At 50.1% G+C, this 17,611-nt stretch carries 16 protein-coding genes and 2 tRNA genes; 6 read left to right on the forward strand and 12 right to left on the reverse strand.

What is annotated here, in order from left to right; genetic code table 11:
• Nucleotides 1-62: 62 nt before the first annotated feature.
• The 3 genes from HMPREF3168_RS09905 to HMPREF3168_RS06580 all read right to left on the reverse strand — a co-directional run bounded on the left by HMPREF3168_RS09905 (nucleotide 63) and on the right by HMPREF3168_RS06580 (nucleotide 2,056).
• Nucleotides 63-185 carry an LPXTG cell wall anchor domain-containing protein gene (locus HMPREF3168_RS09905; protein ID WP_210384548.1) on the reverse strand — a complete coding sequence of 41 codons (123 nt, stop codon included), beginning with the start codon at nucleotides 183-185 and terminating at the stop codon, nucleotides 63-65.
• Nucleotides 186-590: 405 nt separating this feature from the next.
• Nucleotides 591-663 (reverse strand) — tRNA-Thr (locus HMPREF3168_RS06575).
• Nucleotides 664-766: 103 nt separating this feature from the next.
• Entirely contained in the window at nucleotides 767-2,056 is a 1,290-nt protein-coding gene (locus tag HMPREF3168_RS06580; RefSeq protein ID WP_070489263.1) for an alpha-amylase family glycosyl hydrolase, read from the reverse strand.
• A 286-nt stretch (nucleotides 2,057-2,342) separates the two neighbouring features.
• On the opposite strand from HMPREF3168_RS06580, the gene HMPREF3168_RS06585 reads away from it, so the two are divergent.
• Together HMPREF3168_RS06585 and HMPREF3168_RS06590 are read left to right on the forward strand one after the other, a co-directional pair.
• Nucleotides 2,343-3,578: an L-lactate MFS transporter gene (locus HMPREF3168_RS06585; RefSeq protein WP_070489265.1), complete on the forward strand. Its 1,236-nt coding sequence runs from the start codon at nucleotides 2,343-2,345 to the stop codon at nucleotides 3,576-3,578.
• A gap of 108 nt (nucleotides 3,579-3,686) precedes the next feature.
• Nucleotides 3,687-4,103, forward strand: a complete 417-nt coding sequence (locus HMPREF3168_RS06590) for a helix-turn-helix domain-containing protein (RefSeq protein WP_070489268.1) — start codon at nucleotides 3,687-3,689, stop codon at nucleotides 4,101-4,103.
• 44 nt (nucleotides 4,104-4,147) lie between these two features.
• Here HMPREF3168_RS06590 and HMPREF3168_RS06595 read toward each other — a convergent pair whose 3' ends face one another.
• Nucleotides 4,148-4,456 (reverse strand): hypothetical protein, encoded by a 309-nt coding sequence (locus HMPREF3168_RS06595; RefSeq protein WP_070489270.1) that lies wholly within the window; start codon nucleotides 4,454-4,456, stop codon nucleotides 4,148-4,150.
• Nucleotides 4,457-4,594: 138 nt separating this feature from the next.
• Between HMPREF3168_RS06595 and HMPREF3168_RS06600 the strand changes: the two genes are divergently transcribed.
• Together HMPREF3168_RS06600 and galE are read left to right on the forward strand one after the other, a co-directional pair.
• The gene (locus HMPREF3168_RS06600) at nucleotides 4,595-7,735 is read left to right on the forward strand and encodes a DUF3427 domain-containing protein (protein ID WP_070489272.1); all 3,141 of its coding nucleotides are present in this window, start codon (nucleotides 4,595-4,597) and stop codon (nucleotides 7,733-7,735) included.
• A gap of 80 nt (nucleotides 7,736-7,815) precedes the next feature.
• Nucleotides 7,816-8,805, forward strand: coding sequence for a UDP-glucose 4-epimerase GalE (gene galE / locus HMPREF3168_RS06605; protein WP_035174992.1), 990 nt, complete (start codon nucleotides 7,816-7,818; stop codon nucleotides 8,803-8,805).
• 192 nt (nucleotides 8,806-8,997) lie between these two features.
• Here the strand turns inward: galE and HMPREF3168_RS06610 are convergent, their stop codons facing one another.
• Nucleotides 8,998-9,840, reverse strand: a complete 843-nt coding sequence (locus tag HMPREF3168_RS06610; RefSeq protein ID WP_003612184.1) for a C40 family peptidase — start codon at nucleotides 9,838-9,840, stop codon at nucleotides 8,998-9,000.
• Nucleotides 9,841-10,032: 192 nt separating this feature from the next.
• Here HMPREF3168_RS06610 and HMPREF3168_RS06615 point away from each other — a divergent pair, with 192 nt between their 5' ends.
• Entirely contained in the window at nucleotides 10,033-11,403 is a 1,371-nt protein-coding gene (locus HMPREF3168_RS06615) for an amino acid permease (RefSeq protein ID WP_070489274.1), read from the forward strand.
• A gap of 50 nt (nucleotides 11,404-11,453) precedes the next feature.
• Here HMPREF3168_RS06615 and HMPREF3168_RS06620 read toward each other — a convergent pair whose 3' ends face one another.
• The 7 genes from HMPREF3168_RS06620 to HMPREF3168_RS06645 form a co-directional block, all read right to left on the reverse strand.
• Complete coding sequence (locus HMPREF3168_RS06620; protein WP_236156657.1) at nucleotides 11,454-11,726, reverse strand: hypothetical protein; 273 nt, start codon at nucleotides 11,724-11,726, stop codon at nucleotides 11,454-11,456.
• Nucleotides 11,672-11,938, reverse strand: coding sequence for a hypothetical protein (locus HMPREF3168_RS10350; protein WP_083289602.1), 267 nt, complete (start codon nucleotides 11,936-11,938; stop codon nucleotides 11,672-11,674). The genes HMPREF3168_RS06620 and HMPREF3168_RS10350 overlap by 55 nt, the downstream gene beginning before the upstream one ends.
• Before the next feature lie 102 nt (nucleotides 11,939-12,040).
• On the reverse strand, nucleotides 12,041-12,409 hold the full coding sequence (locus tag HMPREF3168_RS06625) for a DUF956 family protein (protein ID WP_003612214.1): 369 nt from the start codon (nucleotides 12,407-12,409) through the stop codon (nucleotides 12,041-12,043).
• A gap of 9 nt (nucleotides 12,410-12,418) precedes the next feature.
• Nucleotides 12,419-13,333: a PTS system mannose/fructose/sorbose family transporter subunit IID gene (locus tag HMPREF3168_RS06630; protein WP_070489276.1), complete on the reverse strand. Its 915-nt coding sequence runs from the start codon at nucleotides 13,331-13,333 to the stop codon at nucleotides 12,419-12,421.
• A gap of 28 nt (nucleotides 13,334-13,361) precedes the next feature.
• Nucleotides 13,362-14,174, reverse strand: a complete 813-nt coding sequence (locus HMPREF3168_RS06635) for a PTS mannose/fructose/sorbose transporter subunit IIC (RefSeq protein WP_003612196.1) — start codon at nucleotides 14,172-14,174, stop codon at nucleotides 13,362-13,364.
• A 21-nt stretch (nucleotides 14,175-14,195) separates the two neighbouring features.
• Nucleotides 14,196-15,197 carry a PTS sugar transporter subunit IIB gene (locus HMPREF3168_RS06640; protein ID WP_003612194.1) on the reverse strand — a complete coding sequence of 334 codons (1,002 nt, stop codon included), beginning with the start codon at nucleotides 15,195-15,197 and terminating at the stop codon, nucleotides 14,196-14,198.
• Nucleotides 15,198-15,464: 267 nt separating this feature from the next.
• Nucleotides 15,465-15,552 (reverse strand) — tRNA-Ser (locus HMPREF3168_RS06645).
• 542 nt (nucleotides 15,553-16,094) lie between these two features.
• Here HMPREF3168_RS06645 and nhaC point away from each other — a divergent pair.
• Nucleotides 16,095-17,474, forward strand: a complete 1,380-nt coding sequence (gene nhaC, locus HMPREF3168_RS06650) for a Na+/H+ antiporter NhaC (RefSeq protein ID WP_070489278.1) — start codon at nucleotides 16,095-16,097, stop codon at nucleotides 17,472-17,474.
• Nucleotides 17,475-17,611 lie beyond the last annotated feature (137 nt).

A 17,611-nucleotide genomic window follows, 5' to 3' on the forward strand; every position in this document is an offset into this window, starting at 1 on the left:
AAGTCAATGCCTTAACTTAATGACATTGTCGTAAAAAGCGGTTAGCTTTTTAAAGAAAGAGGCTAGTTCTTGCGCTTCTTGTCAATAGCGAGACCAAGCAGCGCGGTCAGGGCCATTACGCCGAGGACGAGGACTGACAACTTGTCAGTTGCTTCACCGGTCTGAGGCAGCTTAGATGGGGTCACGCTCTTAGTGTAAGGAACAGGAGTATCCTTGGTTGGATCTTCTGGAGTTACGCTAGGAACGTCGGTCGTGTAGCCTGGTACAGAAGGAGTTGGCTCGTTTGGAACTACCTTAGATGGATCATCTGGGTCATTCTTGTAAGTTCCCTATATACGGCCTTTATCTTAAGCATTTACCTACTCCATTTGCTTCCATTCTAACGCCTTTCCGCCTCTTCAAAAGCCCCGCCCTTGGCAGATTCTGCCAGCTGGCCAGCCAAGTATTAGTTAAGTAGTAACAGTTATCAACCAGCAACAAGGGCAAAAATCAGAACATCACTAGATGCCAGGGTAAAATAATTTCGTGCCAAACTTTGGCGCAAAAAAAGTCCGCTGCGTTCTTGCAGCGGACTTCTTTGATACTCTGAGTGCCAATTATTGGAATCGAACCAACGACCTTCTCTTTACGAGGGAGATGCTCTACCAACTGAGCTAAATTGGCAATTTATCAACTCTTTCATTATAGCAAACAATCTGCTTTTGTCAAAAAAGTTTTCGCCAATTTTCGCAAAAAATCTGTCTCCCTCAGACCGCTTTCTCAGCCCTTATTTCTCAATAATGGTAATCTCGCCGATCCGCATGACTCCTTCGTAAACCTGTACGCTGCTGCCATCATAAAGGTTCTTGTAGATTCCCTCTGGCAGCTGGGTCGGAATCGCCTGCTTCTTGCCGGTCGTATTAAACAAGCCGATCAACTGCTCTTCTTCTTCGCCTTCACCCAGGCTGTGGACAGCTTCCAAAACGCCCTTTCTGACCTCTTTAGCCTCATAGCTGCCCTCAGCCATGATTGGCAGCTGCTTGATTTCATGCATCTTCTTTAAGAGATCCGTCAAATCAATATCGCCGGTCCAGTCAACCGGATCCTTGTCAAACAGGGTCACGTGGTGGGCATCCCCCTTTTCTTCCCCATTGTAGACCAGCATGGCCCCCTTCATGAAGTAGATGAAGGCCGTCATTGCCCGCAAGGCCGCCGGATCATCGATCATCCCGTGCGCCCGGACCACGTCATGGTTTTCCAAAAAGTGCGCCTTGACATAGTTTTCCGGGTAGACCCCTTCTTGCCGGTTCAGGCCAGCCAAGTAGTCAGTCAGATCCTTTTGCCCCAGCAGCGCTGCCCGCAAATCTGGGTAGATGTCATAATCATAGGTCATGTCAAAAGCCTGGTAGAGCTCAGAATCTGACCCACCGACTGCCCCCTTGCTTCTCAAGAAGCGGATAAAGTCCGGGGCACCAGATTCAGCCAGCCAAATAGCCCCTGGCCGCACCTTAGCCACTTCTTCTCTGGCATACTTCCAAAAGTCCACCGGCACCATCGGGGCCACGTCGCAGCGGAAACCGTCCACATACTTGGCCCACATGACCAAAGTCTCTGCCTGGTACTTCCAAAGGTCCTTGTGGCTGTAGTCTAAGTCGATAACGTCGCTCCAGTCGCCCACCTTGTTGCCAAAGCTGCCGTCCTTCTTGTGGTAGAACCAGTCCGGGTGCTCCTTAGCCAGGACTGAGTCTGGGGAAGTGTGGTTGTAGACGCAGTCGATGATGATTTTCATCCCCTTGGCGTGAACGTCATCGCACAGGCGCTTGAAGTCCTCCATAGTCCCGTATTCCGGGTTGATAGCCCGGTAGTCGGAAATTGCGTAGGGTGAACCCAGGCTCCCCTTCCGCTTCTCTTTGCCTGACGGCTGGATCGGCAAAAGCCAGATGATGTCCGTCCCCAAGTCCTTGATCCGGTCCAAATCCTTCCGGACCCCTTCGAAGTTGCCCTCTGGCGAGTAGTTTCTGACAAAAATACTGTAAATCATTTGCTTGCGCAAGTCAATCTTGGTATCGCTAGCCATTTTTTCCTCCTTGGCCTGTGGCCGTTTTTTCTCACCCTTCTATCTTAGCCGTTTTCCTAAGCGCTTTCACTTTTTCCGGTCATGTTACCGGTAACTCTTTTGCAAAAAACAACCCTAGATCTAGTAGTATGGTTAGCGGTTCCAACTCAAGATCTTAAAAATTTTGCCTTGCCCTTACATTGCTGACATGGTATCCTTAACACATCGAATGATATTGACCCTATTTAATAATATTGTTCGTGTATTGCTACAAAGTCCAAAGATTTATAAGGAGAATATCTGAACAATGAAGACTAATCGTTACATTGTTGCTTTGGCGGGGGTCATGCTGCATCTGATGATCGGCTCAGTATACGCTTGGAGCGTCTACACTAAGCCAATCGCGGCACAGACCAGCTGGAGCGAATCATCAGTTGCATTTGCATTTAGTTTGGCCATCTTCTTCCTGGGGATGTCCGCGGCTTTCATGGGCCGCCTGGTTGAAAAATTCGGCCCGACCTTGACTGGGACTGTTTCCGCCATCCTTTACGGGAGCGGAATCGCCTTGACTGGCCTGGCTGTTCAAAGCCAGCAGCTCTGGCTCTTGTACGCTTCATACGGCGTCATCGCTGGTCTGGGCCTGGGTGCCGGCTACGTCACCCCGATCTCAACCATCATCAAGTGGTTCCCGGATAGACGGGGTTTGGCTACTGGCCTGGCCATCATGGGCTTCGGATTTGCCGCTCTTTTAACCAGCCCGGTCGCCCAATTCCTGATGTCAAGCGTTGGCTTGTCCAATACCTTCTACATCTTGGGTGCCGGCTACTTCTTGATTATGATCGTATCTGCCCAGTTTATTAAGCGGCCAACTGCTGAAGACCTGGCCAACTTCAAGAGTGAAGACAAGGAAGCTGTTTCCTTGACTGGCGGCCTGCAAATGACGGCCAACCAAGCACTGAAGGCCAAGGCCTTCTACCTGCTCTGGTTCATGTTCTTTATCAGCATCACCTGCGGGATCTCCCTGGTCTCCGCTGCTTCACCAATGGCCCAGGAACTGACTGGGATGAGCGCGGCTACTGCCGCTGTCATGGTCGGCATCATCGGCCTCTTCAACGGCTTTGGCCGGCTGGTTTGGGCAACCTTGTCCGACTACATTGGCCGGCCTTTGACCTACAGCTTGATTTTTGTCGTTGACATGGCCATGTTCGTGATCTTGATCTTCACCCACTCACCATTCATCTTCGCTGTAGCCCTCAGCCTTTTGATGTCCTGCTACGGAGCCGGCTTCTCAGTTATTCCGGCTTACCTGGGCGACGTCTTTGGCACTAAAGAACTCGGCGCCATCCACGGCTCCATCTTGACTGCCTGGGCGGCAGCCGGCATGGTTGGCCCGCTCCTGCTCTCCTTCACCCACGAAGTTTTGAAGAGCTACTACGTGACCTTGGCGGCCTTCATCATCCTGGCCGGCCTGGCCCTCTGCGTCTCCTTCCTGGTTCAGCGCGAATTTGCCAAGCTGACCGACCTGACTGATGAATTAGATTAATGACTTTTCAAGTTCCTGCTGACGCGGGAACTTTTTCTTTCCCCGCGAGCTTTTAAGCTGGCTAAAGGCTATAATATTATCGAAGAGAGATTGATGAGGGGGAAAAACATGATGCTTCCAAGCAAGCTGCGCGACCTGCGCAAGAAGCATGGCTTAAGCCAAAAAGAATTAGCGGAAAAATTAATGACCACACAAGCCAAGGTGGCCAGCTGGGAAAACGGCGACAGCGTGCCCGACATATCATACATCGCCAAACTGGCGGTTTTATACGACGTGTCAGCTGACTACCTGCTGAAAGACGACAAGCAAGAAGGGCAGACCATCGAACCAGGCGAAGAGATGGACCGGCAGAACACTAAGCGCCTGGGCAGGATCAACAGCATCTACTGGACTATCGTCATCGCTGTCTACCTGCTGGCCAGCATCGCGACCGGCCGCTGGTCCACCAGCTGGGTCCTCTTTATTTTAGGAGGCGCCATTTGGCTCATCGGGGCTGGTTTTCACTGGATCAATTCGACTAAATAAGAAAGGAGCTGCTTCTTAACTAAAAGTCAGCTGCTTTTGCTTTCTTATAAATTGTTGGATGACATGATGTAAAAAGTCAATAAGACAGAAACCGCAAAATACAAGGCTGCCGCCAGTAAGTAGGCCAGAAAAATATTGACCCCGTGCTTGGCAAAAGTTACTCCTAACAAGTCAATCCCGCAAAACAGGGCGAAATCAGCAAGCGAGGCCCCGAAATTGGCCTGGCCAAAATGGCTAAGCAGCAGGCCAATGATGACAGCAACTGCAATACAGATACTCCACCGCCGGCTGGTCTTGGGTGGATAAGCGCTAATGGCCCGCTCTTTAAGATGTTGCATGTAATTCTTCATCATTTTTCCCCCTTAGTAAAAAATCCTGCTATAAGCATACTATAGTCTTTTTTGTGAGAATGGTAATAAAAAGCCATGATTTAGCAAATTTCCCCGAACCTGATACAATTAAGGCAAAACACTTCAGAAAGCGGGAAAAGCATGCTGAAAGACGGTATTTATGAACAAATCCTTAACCAAGAAATCCTGGACCAGCTGGAAAAAGTCGACCCAAAAACCAGGAATTATCAACTAGAACAGCTAAACGCTGATGACTCCCGCCAGCTCTTGACCATCTACCTCTCCCAGGTCATCCGGTCGGGCCTGCACTACCTCCGCGACATCTTCAAGTCCGGTGAAGACAAGGCTGCCCTCATCGCCCAGATCCGCCTGGCCAACTCCATTGTCGACCAGGTCGCCCTGCATACCGGCGAAGCCGACTACGAGGACCTGCAGATCCTGGAACAAGGCGAAGTCCTGACCTCCATCTACCACAAGCTGACCCAGTCCCAGAAGATTACCCCTATCCGGCCCCAGACTTCCATAGTTGAGAATGCCCTTTTTACCGGCAGTAAAAATGAGCCCAGCATGCTCAGCGAAATCAAGAAGGAAATTTCCTCTTCTGACCAGGTCGACTTGCTCGTTTCCTTTATTAAGTGGTCGGCCATCCGCCCTCTTTTAGGAGATTTGGAAGCTTTTTGCCAAAAAGCCGGCCACCAGCTACGGGTGATCGCGACAACCTATACCCAGGCAACTGACTACAAGGCTATCCTGACCTTGAGCCAGCTGCCCAACACTACAGTCAAGATCAACTATGAGACCGACCACGCCCGCCTACATGCCAAATCCTATCTTTTTAAAAGAGAGACTGGCTTCTCCACCGCCTACATCGGTTCCTCCAACCTCTCCAGCGCTGCCCTGACCACGGGCCTGGAATGGAATGTCAAGGTCACTGAGCAGGAGTCTTTTGACATCGTCAACAAATTTGCTGTCTCCTTTGAAAGCTACTGGAACGACCCTTCTTTTGAAACTTTTGACCCGGATCAAGAAGACTGCCGGAAGAAACTGCAGACAGAACTGAACCGGCATAAGGCAAATACTTTCCACTTGGAAACCAGCATCCGGCCCTACAACTACCAGCAGGAGATCCTGGACCGGCTGCAGGCTGAGCGGGAAGTTTACGGCCATTATAAAAATCTCCTCGTCGCCGCCACCGGGGTGGGGAAAACCGTCATCGCCGCCTTTGACTTCAAGCGCTACTTGGCAGAGCATCCCCATGCCCGCCTCCTCTTCGTCGCTCACCGGCAGGAAATCCTGGAGCAGAGCCTGCAGAAGTTCCGCGAAGTCCTCAACGACTTCAACTTCGGCCACTTGCTGGTCGGCCAGTACAAGACTGATGATGTCAGCCAACTTTTCGTCTCCATCCAGTCCTTTAACTCAGAAAAAATGGCTGATCTCTTGCCCAGCGACTACTACGACTTCATCATCATCGACGAATTCCACCATGCCGCGGCCAAGTCCTACCAAAAGCTGCTCAGTCACTTCAAGCCCAAGATCCTTCTGGGCCTGACCGCGACCCCCGACCGGATGGACGGGCAGGATATCTTGCAGTACTTTGACGGCAATATTGCCGCCGAAATGCTGTTAGGCGAGGCCATCGACCGCCAGCTCCTCTGCCCCTTCCAGTATTTCGGGGTCACCGACAATGTTGACTACTCCGGCATGAAGTGGAGCCGGGGCCAATACGAGGTCAGTGAGCTGGAAAATGTCTATACGGCTAACGACGCCCGGGCCAAGTTAATTTTGCGCAGCCTGGACAAGTACAGCAACAATTTGGAAGACATCAAGGGCTTAGGCTTCTGCGTCAGCGTCAAGCACGCCGAGTTCATGGCCGCTGCCTTCAATCAGGCCGGCATCCCTTCCGCTGCTTTGTCTGGCCAGACTGCCCAGGCTGACCGCCAGCAGGCTAAAGAAGATTTGACCTCCGGCAAGCTTAAGTTTATTTTTGTCGTTGACCTCTATAACGAAGGGGTCGACATCCCAGCCGTCAACACCATCCTTTTCCTGCGGCCAACCCAAAGCCCGACCATCTTCCTCCAGCAACTGGGCCGGGGCCTCCGCCTCAGCCCGGGCAAGGATTGCTTGACAGTCCTGGACTTCATCGGCCAGGCCAACCGCCACTATAACTACGAGGCCAAGTTCAAGGCCCTGACCGGACCAGGCCATGCCCTGCCATATGAAATCAGAGATGGCTTCCCGCACCTGCCGGCAGCCTGCTATCTGGAGCTTGAGCCCGTTGCCAAAAAGTACATCCTGGCCAACCTTGGCCAGAACGCGGCTAACAAAAATGGCTTGACCCAGCGGGTGAAGACTTTTAGCGAAGACACGGGCCTGGAATTAAACTTGGCTAACTTCCTCAAGGCCTATGGCATGAGTCTTTATGACTTCTACCACGCCAGCGGGTCGCGTTCACTTTTCCGCTTGAAGAAGTGGGCCGGACTGATTACTGACGACCGGGACGTGGAAAACCAGGTCTACCAGAAGTTCAGCAGCTTTTTCCACATCGATTCCAAAAGGCTCCTGGACTACTGGCTGGCTTACTTGAAGATGCCAAAAGAGACAAGTAATGAGACTGAACGCTTGATGCTGGGGATGCTCTACTACAGTTTCTACAAGAAAAAGCCGGCCCAACTGGGCTTTAAGGACCTGCATGAAGGGATCAAGGACTTTTTAAAGGAAGACTTCGTCAAAGAGGAATTAATGGATGTCCTCCGCTACCAGCTGAGCCAGTTGACCGTCTTGCCGGAAGCTAACGAATACCCCTTCACCTGTCCCTTGGAAGTCCACTGCCACTACAATGTCAACCAGATCATGGCGGCCTTTGACTACTTCAACCAGGGCCAGTCCCCGGAATTCCGGGAGGGGGTCAAGTACTTCGCTGATAAAAAGACGGATATCTTCCTTATTAATCTGAACAAGAGTGAAAAAGACTTCTCCCCGTCAACCATGTATGAGGACTATGCCATCAATGCCCAGCTTTTCCACTGGCAGAGCCAGAGCCAGGACCGGCCAGCCAGTCCCAAAATCCAGCGCTATATCCACCAAGGCGAGACCGGCAATCTGATTTCTCTTTTTGTCAGAGAGTTCAAAAAGCAGGGAAATTATACAGCAGCTTACACTTTCTTAGGCAACGCGGATTATGTTTCAAGTGCAGGCGAGCGGCCGGTTTCCTTTGTCTGGCACCTCCACCAGGCGATTCCGGCCAGTCTTTTGGCCAAGGCCAACAAGGCAATTGCCCTGTGATTGCTTCAGCCGGGGAAAGCATTTTCTGTTATACTAGGTATCAGTTAGGTTTTGCAAAAAAGTATAAAAAAGGAGTAAACATGAAAATTTTAGTTGTAGGTGGTGCCGGCTACATCGGCTCCCACGCTGTAAGACGGCTGGTTGCCGATGGCAATGACGTAGTCGTTTTGGACTCACTGTTCACTGGTCACAAGGAAGCTATTGACCCAAAGGCCAAGTTTTACCAAGTTGACCTTTTGGACAAGGATGCGGTAGCTGACGTCTTGAAGAAGGAAAAGATCGAAGCTGTGATGCACTTTGCTGCTTACTCTTTGGTCGGCGAATCAGTCAAGAAGCCGCTGAAGTACTACAAGAACAACGTATCCGGCATGATCAGCCTGCTGGAAGCCATGGAAGAAACCGGGGTTAAGTACCTGGTCTTCTCATCCAGCGCTGCGACTTACGGCATCCCTGAAAAGCTGCCAATCACTGAAGAAACTCCGCTCAACCCAATCAACCCTTACGGGGAAACCAAGATGATGATGGAAAAGATCATGCACTGGGCTGACAAGGCTAACGGGATCAAGTCTATCGCCCTGCGCTACTTCAACGTGGCGGGTGCTTCCCTGGATGGGTCAATTGGTGAAGACCACCACCCAGAAACCCACTTGATTCCTAACATCATGAAGGCTGCCCTGGCTGGCGGCGGTGACTTTACTATTTTTGGCGACGACTACGACACCAAGGATGGTACTAACGTCCGCGACTACGTGCACGTGGTTGACTTGATCGACGCCCACGTCCTGGCTTTGAAGCACTTGATGGAAACTAACCAAAGCGACGTCTTCAACCTGGGTACGGCCACCGGCTTCTCCAACTTGGAAATCCTGAAGGCCGCCATCAAGGTTACCGGCGTTGACATTCCTTATACTATCGGGCCACGCCGCGGCGGTGACCCGGACTCACTCGTTGCTGACTCAAGCAAGGCCCGGAAGGTGCTGGGCTGGAGTCCGAAGTACGAAAATGTCGACGACATCATCGCCAGCGCTTGGAACTGGCACCAAAAGTATCCTAACGGCTTTAGCAAGTAAGACAAAGAAAAATAGTGGAACTTCCTCAGATGGAAGGTCCACTATTTTTTTGCGCTTATTTGTCATCAACGCTAAGTCTTTTTTGGCGCTAAATAGTCAAAAATACTAATGCTGACCAGGCCCGCCCCAATCCCGGCTAAGTACTTCATTTACTCGATTATAGCATAAGCAATTGGGACCAGTTCATTCCTCTTAAAACAGGGAGCCGCACTTCTCGATCATCTGGAAGAGGTCGGCCCGGTAGTCTGGGTCTTCCTTACGGAGGCTGCTGATGGCTACCCCGAAGTGCTCCTTATAGCCAGTTGAGTTGATGTACTTACCGTGGCCCAGGTACATGGCAATATGTCCTGGGAAATAAATCAAGTCCCCTGGCCGCAGGTCTTCAAACTCAATCTCATGCACCGGCCAGGCTTCTTTGATTTCCGCATCCCGCCAGAGCAGGACCCCGTTTAGCATATAGCTCATGAAGACCAGGCCCGAGCAGTCGATCCCCAAGGGGCTCTTGCCCGCCCACCGGTACTGGCAGCCCAAGTACTCCTTGGCGGTCTCCGTTACCTGCTTTCTGAAGCTTTCTTCATCCGGCTTGGCTTGGAGCAAAAAGTATTCCGGATCTGCTGACCACAAGACGTCATCTTCATCCAGCCGCTTTGCCAAGGCCGTCTTGGAAACCCAGCCGCTTCGTCCGTCCAAGAGCTTAACCTTGTAATAGCCGTCCACAAGCTCATCCGTCACGTTAAGCAGGCTGCCCTTATAAACCGTCAACAGAATGTCGCCTGAAACCTTGGGCTCAGCCAGGACGTCAATTACTGGCCGCCGGATGAGTTTGACCTCCCGCGCCTTGATTTCTTCCAGGCTAACTGGAGTTACCGCGGCCTTTGGCACGTAGCCCTTATAGCCGTAATGACTGGTTACGTACCAAAAGTCTTCCTTTTTACCGGTTGCCTTGACAGCCCAGCCGTATAAAAGTTCATCGCTTCTGGATTTGAGGTCGTCTTCCGTCATGAAGACCGCTGGTTGATTGATCAAGCCGTACATTTGCCTTGCTCCTAACTTTAATCGCTTATTTTTCCTTCTTTATCCTAATCGTAGATAATCCCAGTCATTTTTGCAAGAGGACAACGTGCCCTATTTCTTAAGATTCCTTTTCCTTATAGGCTATTTTCTTAAATTAATTTCACTTTCTGCCAGCTTATGTTAAAATGTTTCATGTAACTCAATGGAGGTCTTATGGAAGAAAAGAAAACACAAAGTACATACAAACGGACACTAACCAATGCCCACATTCAGCTGATTGCCCTAGGCGGGACGATCGGGACCGGCCTCTTTCTTGGGGTCGGCAACAGCATCCAGAAGGCAGGGCCGGCAGTCATCTTGATCTACATCATCGTCGGCCTCTTCCTCTTTATCTTGATGCGGGCCCTGGGTGAACTGATCTTATCTGACTTAAAGAAGCACACCTATATCGAGTTTATTGAAAAATATCTCGGCAAGGACATCGGCAAGGTGACTGGCTATCTTTACTGGCTCAGCTGGCTGATCCTGGCCATGGCGGAAACGACGGCCTTAGGCATCTACTTCAAGTCCTGGCTGCCCAACCTGCCGGCCTGGCTACCCGGGGTGCTCTCAGTCGCGGTACTGCTCTTGATCAACTTGATCTCTGCCCGCTTCTTCGGGAACCTGGAGTTTGCCTTCGCTATCATCAAGATTTTGATGATCGTCGGCTTCGTTATCTTCGCGGCCTTCATGCTGCTGAGCTCCGGTTCAACCAAGTACGGCCAGGCCAGCTTCAGCAACCTGTACGCTGACGGCTTTTTCAACAACGGGGCAGGCGGCTTCTTGCAAGGCTTCCAGATGGTTATCTTCTCCTTCATCGGGGTGGAACTGATCGGGCTGACAGCCGCTGAAGCTAAGGATCCACACAAGACTATCCGGAGCGCGATCAATGAATTGCCACTGCGAATCATTCTCTTCTACGTTTTGGCGATTATCGGGATTTTGGTGATCCTGCCATGGAACAAGGTTTCAACTTTCAGCTCACCATTCGTCCAAGCTTTGATGGGGGCAGGCTTTAAGGGTGCCGGCAACTTGATCAACTTCGTGGTCATCACGGCAGCTATTTCAGCAACCAACAGCTTCCTCTACAGTGCCGGCCGCCTGCTCTTCTCCGTTACTTTAGGCGGGGAAAGCAAGTGGAGCAAGTTCTTCGGCCAGCTCAACCACCGGCAATTGCCAATGAGAGGCCTGGTCTTCTCAGCCTTAATCATCATCTGCGCGCCTTTGATCACCATGATTATGGGGGACGAAGCCTTCAGCTTCATCTCATCAATGGCAACCAGCATGTTCCTTTTGATCTGGATCATCATGACCTTGACCCACCTGCGCTACCGGCAGGTTACGCCAAAGGACCAGCTACATGAATTCCAACTGCCAGCTTACCCATACCTTGACTACCTGCTCTTGGCCTTCTTCGGTGCCATGGTTATCCTGCTCCTCTTCCTTGAGAGCTACCGGGTCCCAATGATCACGGCTTTGATTACCTTCGCTGTCCTTTATGGTTTCAGCAAGGCCTTCAATAAGAAAAAAGAAGCAGCAAAATAATTAATGAGATACAACAAAAGCTGACCGCAAGGTCAGCTTTTTTATGTACTTTAGTATTTCACCAAGAAGAGGCCGTTACGCTTAAGCAGCTTATTAACCAGCTTCTTCGACTTCTTAGAAAGTTTATACAGATCAGCATCAATGCCGCTTTCGATCCGGAGCAAGGAATAGTGCTTCTCGTCCCTAAAAAGGACATTTACCCCGAGGTAATGGTCTGTCACAATCAACTTCTTGCTGATCTCCAGCAGATCAGCCACAGGCAGCTCGGTCAAATCCCGGTCAAGCAAGTCAGGATAAGTTTCTTTAGCCAGATCATGATCCAAAAAATGTGTGTCTCATACTGGCTGACCAGCATTAACAGCAACAGGAGCATTTTGTCCGCGTAGGCTTCGCCAATCGTATGCGACCTCAGGTATTCAAATATCTTATCATAATTGTCTGGCGGCTCCATTTTTGAAAAACAATCGATATAGTAATTCCTTGGTCCTGGATTGCGGAGCTGGTCCACCAGCTTATACGCCTGCTTTGCTTTCATGTCGATCCTCCATTGGCAAAACTCTCTTTTCAGTATAACACGGAGATTTTTAACATTACTGCACAAAAATAAGCCCGGACTTGGTCCGGGCTTATTTCCATTCTATTTCTTTTTGCGAGTAAAGAAGAGCTTGATCGTATCCCAAACTCCCAAAGCCTGCCGCATGTGGTCGGCCGGGACATACTTACGGATCGCCCGCAGAGTCTTCTTCGGATCCTTGGTAATAAAGATGAACTTCCCATCCTTCTTAGTCCGGATCTCAAAGCGGGGAATGTACTTCCCTTTGAAGTAAACGTCCGCGACTACATAAGTTATCTGATCCCAAGGAATCTGGATATAGTCTTCAACATTCTTCTCGTTATAGAATTCAAAAGCTTCATCGCCGATCATGACTTTGCCATAGGTAGACATGGCCCGGAACCAAGTTCCGGATACAGCCAGATCAACGGTCTTATTCATTGATTGAGCCATTTGTTAATCTTACATCAAGCCCCATCTGTGGAAGAGGATACCAACAACGAAGATCCCCAAGATGATAACGATTGGAGAAACTTTCTTCTTCAAGAGCCACATGCAAAGGAAGGTAAGCAACAGACCTGCCAAACCTGGAACCAGCATGTTCAAGTTGTCTTGCAGAGTAGTAACCTTGGTATTAGTCAAGGACAGACCAGCAGCTTGTTGGGTCAAGGCTTCCTTGATACCAGCAGCACCGCTTGGCAGCTTGGCCCAGTCGATGTAACCACCCTTTTGGATTGGCACTTCTGAAACCTTCAGAGTGAAGGTGATGCTTACCCAACGTTCGATCAAGGCACCCAGGACAAACATACCCATCATGGCAGCCCCACGGGTAACCTTCTTCAGCAAACCACCTGAAAGGTCGGAGCTGATAGCGGCACCAGCCTTGTAACCCAATTCTTGAGTGTACCACAAGAAGGCGATACGGATCAGGTTCCAAAGAATGAAGAAGAGGATTGGCCCGAGGATGTTACCGTTGATGGCCATTGAGGCACCAAGGGCACCGAGGATTGGACGAACAGTGTACCAGAAGACTGGGTCACCGACACCGGCCAAAGGCCCCATCATACCGACCTTAACACCTTGGATAGCTTCGTCGTCAACTTCAACGCCATTAGCCTTGTCTTCTTCCAAAGCCAGGGTAACACCAATGATTGGTGAAGCCAAGTAAGGGTGAGTGTTAAAGAAGACCAGGTGACGTTGCAAAGCCGCAGCCATGTCTTCCTTGTTTGGGTACAGCTTTCTTAAAGCTGGGATCATACTGTAGGCCCAACCACCGTTCTGCATTCTTTCGTAGTTCCATGAACCTTGCAGAAGTTGTGAGTGCCACATAACGTCCCAACGATCACGCTTTGATAAGATTACTTTCTTTTCAGTCATGATTTATTTCTCCTTTCTGGCTTGATTTCTAATAGTCATCAATGATGTCGCCCAGCGGGTCACCAGTACCAGCTGCAGCAGCATCGCCAGAGCCCTTGCTTACCTTTTCTTCCAAAGCGAGGTACATCAAGGCCATAGATAAACCAATCGCACCCAAGGCGATCAAAGTCAAGTCCTTAACGCCGGCCAAAGCGAAACCAATGGCGAAGAATGGCCATACTTCACGGCTGGCCATCATGTTGATAACCATAGCGTAACCTACGGCAACAACCATACCACCACCGATGGTCATACCAGCTGACAGCCAGGCTGGCATAGCAGCCAGTGCGCTTCTAACAGTTTCAGTTGGAATAGCAAGCAACAAGCCGGCTGGGATAGCAATACGCAGACCCTGCAAGCAGACAGCGATCCATTGCCATACGTTGATCATGCGCCAGTTACCTTCTTCGGCGTGCTTGTCCATGATGTGAACGATGGCAGTTGAAATAGTCCGGACCAACATGGTCAAGAACAGACCGGCAACGGCCAAAGTGATGGCCAAACCAGTGGCAGTCCCGATACCCTTGGTACCTTGACCACCCTTGATCAAAATGATGGCTGAGGCAACAGCGGCCAAAGCGGCGTCAGGTGCGACAGCGGCACCGATGTTGGCCCAACCCAAAGCGATCATTTGCAAAGAACCACCGAGCATAATACCCAAGGTAAGATTGCCAGTAACTAAACCGATTAAAGTACATGCAACCAATGGTTGGTGGAATTCCCATTCATCCAGGATACCTTCCATCCCGGCCAGGAAAGCTACCACAATCACCAGGATGACTTGAATAGCATTTAAGTCCATTTTTAACTCCTTTTCCCACTACTACTTTTGTTCATCGAGCAGGCTTTGTGCCTTCTTCAGAATTGAATCCATGTTTTCTGGGTTGTCTGAAGGAACCTTGCGGACGTCGAACTTGATGCCCATCTTTTCGAGTTCACGGAAAGTGTCGACGTCAGTCTGATCCATGGACAGAACGTTGTTGGCGTTAACCTTGCCCTTGCTGTATGACATGGAGCCGACGTTCAAAGTCTTGATGTCTACGCCGTTCTTGATCGTTTGCAAAGCATCTTCTGGGTTTTCAAACAACAAGAAGGCGCGCGTATTACCAAAACGCGGGTCTTCAGAGATTTCCTTCATCTTCTCCAATGGAACGGTGTGTGCTACCGTACCAGCTGGAGCAGCTTCACGGATCATGCTCTTGCGCAGGTCGTCCTTGGCAACCTTGTCAGAAACCACGATAACCCGGTCTGGGTGAAGTGATGGAATCCAACCAGTTGCAACTTGACCGTGCAACAAACGTGAGTCAATTCTGGCACCAACGATCTTAATGTGACCGTCGCCCAAAACAGTCCCTTCTGGGATTGCTTCCTTAGGAGCGCCAGCTGCGGCTGCAGGTGCAGCTGCCTTTTGCTCTGCAGGCATTAAGCTTTCAGGCTTGGTCTTGATACCATCCTTAGCCGGCTTAATGATCGCAGTCGCGATGTCTTGCGCGGTAGCCTTGTCATTGATCATTCTTTGGGTCAAGGCTTCAACTACCATTGGCAAGTTCAAACCGGAAACGATTGCCCACTTGTCGTGACCGTCGAGCAAACCGTTTGCCTGGTTGAAAGGCGTGCCACCCCACAGGTCAACCAGGAACAAAACTTCTTCCTGGTCTGCAAAAGAAGCAATCGCTTCATTCATCTTACCCTTAATATCATCTGGGCCTTCAGAAGGCTTCAGAATGACATGGGCAAAATTGTCTTGTGGGCCAAAGAGCATTTGCGCGGATTCGGCAATACCGTCCGCGAAACTGCCATGGCTAGCTAAAACAATTCCTACCATGATATTTCCTCCTCAAAAACTTCGGTACATTCCTATTATACAATAAAAAGCGCTTACGTGAAGAACTTTCTTGAAACCTTTTTCAACTTTTTGTTAATTTTATCTCTATGACTGAAAGTGCATTACAATAACGCAAAAAGCGGCCAAAAAATTGCATTTTTTCAAAAAATACCAGTTTTAATTAAGAAAAGAAAAATACTTATTAGATGAAAAAAAGCGGCTGATTCTGTCAAATCAGTCGCTTGTCTTATATATTTGTGGTTATAACGGAGTAGCAGAGATTCGAACTCTGGCGCCGGTTTCCCGACCTACACCCTTAGCAAGGGCGCCTCTTCAGCCACTTGAGTACTACTCCAAGTCATGTACATTAATATTAGCAAACTTTTCCGGGTCCGTCAAACCCTTTTGAGAGATTTTTTCTGCTTTTTCGCTTTTTTGCGTCTTTTTTCCTCCAAAACAGACGATATCTGCAAATCAATTGAAAGCCGGTCTCACTTTTCATCGTTTTTGGCTATTGTCTTCCCGCCGGCTTAAAAAATAATTAGCAAAAGCGTTGCTTAACAAAGCTCATAATGTTATAGTAGGAAACATAAAAATTCGAGTGATCTTTTAGTAGCAGCCAGGCTCAGCGCTCAGAAAACCGGTGGTTGATGCGAACCGGACAGGCCTGGAGCAGCAAATTACGGGATCAAGCAGCTCGACCGATCCAGCCCCGTTACGGCTAAAGTAAGTGCAGCATGCTGCAAAGTTGGGTGGTACCGTGCCTATAAGCGCCCCAGCCTGAGTCAACCGACTCGGCTGGGGCTTTTTGTTTGCAGAAAGGAGAAATATGAAGCGATATCAAGTCTTGGTTTAAACTGGCAAAAGTAAATACAGATTTAACTAAGGAACAAACACATGAACAAACAAATCAGTTTTAAAGAAGCAGTAACTATTCTTATTTTGATGCTGGTCATGCTGGGCTGGGGCGTCATCGGCTTTGGCCTGTCCCCGCAGATCCCGGTCTTGACCGTCATCGCCTTACTCATCTTCTGGCTGCAGATCCGCGGCTTTGAGTGGGAAGAAGTCATGAAGGGAATCAGCCAGGGGATTTCCACGGCCATTGTCCCGATCTTTATCTTCCTTTTAATTGGGACCTTGATTGCTGTCTGGATCCAGGCCGGGATTATTCCATCCTTGATGGTCCTGGGCTTTCATATGATCAGCAGCCACTTCTTCGTTCCCTCGGTCTTCCTGGTCTGCTCTTTGGTCGGCCTAGCCATCGGGTCCGGCTTTACGACCGTGTCCACCGTCGGGATCGCCCTCTTTGGGATGGGAAGCACTTTAGGCATCAACCCGGCTTTGACGGCTGGGGCCATTATCTCCGGCGCCGTCTTTGGCGACAAGATGTCTCCACTGTCTGACTCAACCAACCTGGCTTCCGCGGTAGCTGAAGCTGACCTCTTTGACCATATCAAGAATATGATGTGGTCAACCATTCCCGCCTTTATCGGCTCTTTGCTCTTTTTCTTCTTCCTGGGCCAGAGCAATAAGGCAACTTCCTTAGCCGGCATCGCGGCCGTAGAAAGCAGCCTCCGCCAGAACTTCTCAGTTTCCTTCTGGGCAGCCTTGCCGATCATCTTTATGTTCGCCTGCGCCTGGAAAAAGGTGCCAGCCATTCAAACGCTTTTTGCCAACATCTTCTTGTCCGTTGCCATGCTTTTTGTCCAAAATCCGGGCTTCAAGATGCAAAAGCTGGCAACGCTGATTGAATCCGGCTACGTTTCAAATTCCGGCAACAAGACCGTTGACGCCCTCTTGACCCGGGGCGGGATCTCCAGCATGATGGGGACTGTTTCCTTGATCATCATGACCCTGGCCCTGGGCGGAATCTTGATGCACCTGGGCATTATCGACAGCGCCATGAAGCCTCTGGTTGAACGCCTTAAGAAGCCGGGCTGGCTGATCTTGACGACAATCATGGCCGGGATTGGGATCAACCTCTTCGTCGGTGAACAATACCTGTCTGTTATCCTGCCGGCCAACGCCTTTAAGCCTGCTTACAAGCGGATCGGCCTTGACCCCCTGGCCCTCAGCCGGGCCCTGGAAGACGGGGGCAGCGTCATCAACTACTTGATCCCTTGGGGGGTGGCTGGTTCCTTTGTGGCTTCAGCCTTGGGCGTACCAGTTCTGGACTTCCTCCCCTTCACCATGTTCAGCCTCCTGTCACCTGTCTTCTCTATCCTCAGCGGCTTTACCGGCATCGGCCTGAAGTGGAAGCAGGAAAAAGTGGCTTAAGCCTTATCCTGCTCTCTTAAATTATGAATTAAAGAAGCCTGTTTCCAGCTGGAGACAGGCTTTTAGTGTGGCCAAAGGAGATAAGCAAGTATCCTGTTAGTCTCTCCTTCCGAATCATAAAACTTACTAAATCTTGA

The organism is Lactobacillus sp. HMSC08B12 (assembly GCF_001808415.1).
Lineage (GTDB): Bacteria > Bacillota > Bacilli > Lactobacillales > Lactobacillaceae > Lactobacillus > Lactobacillus delbrueckii.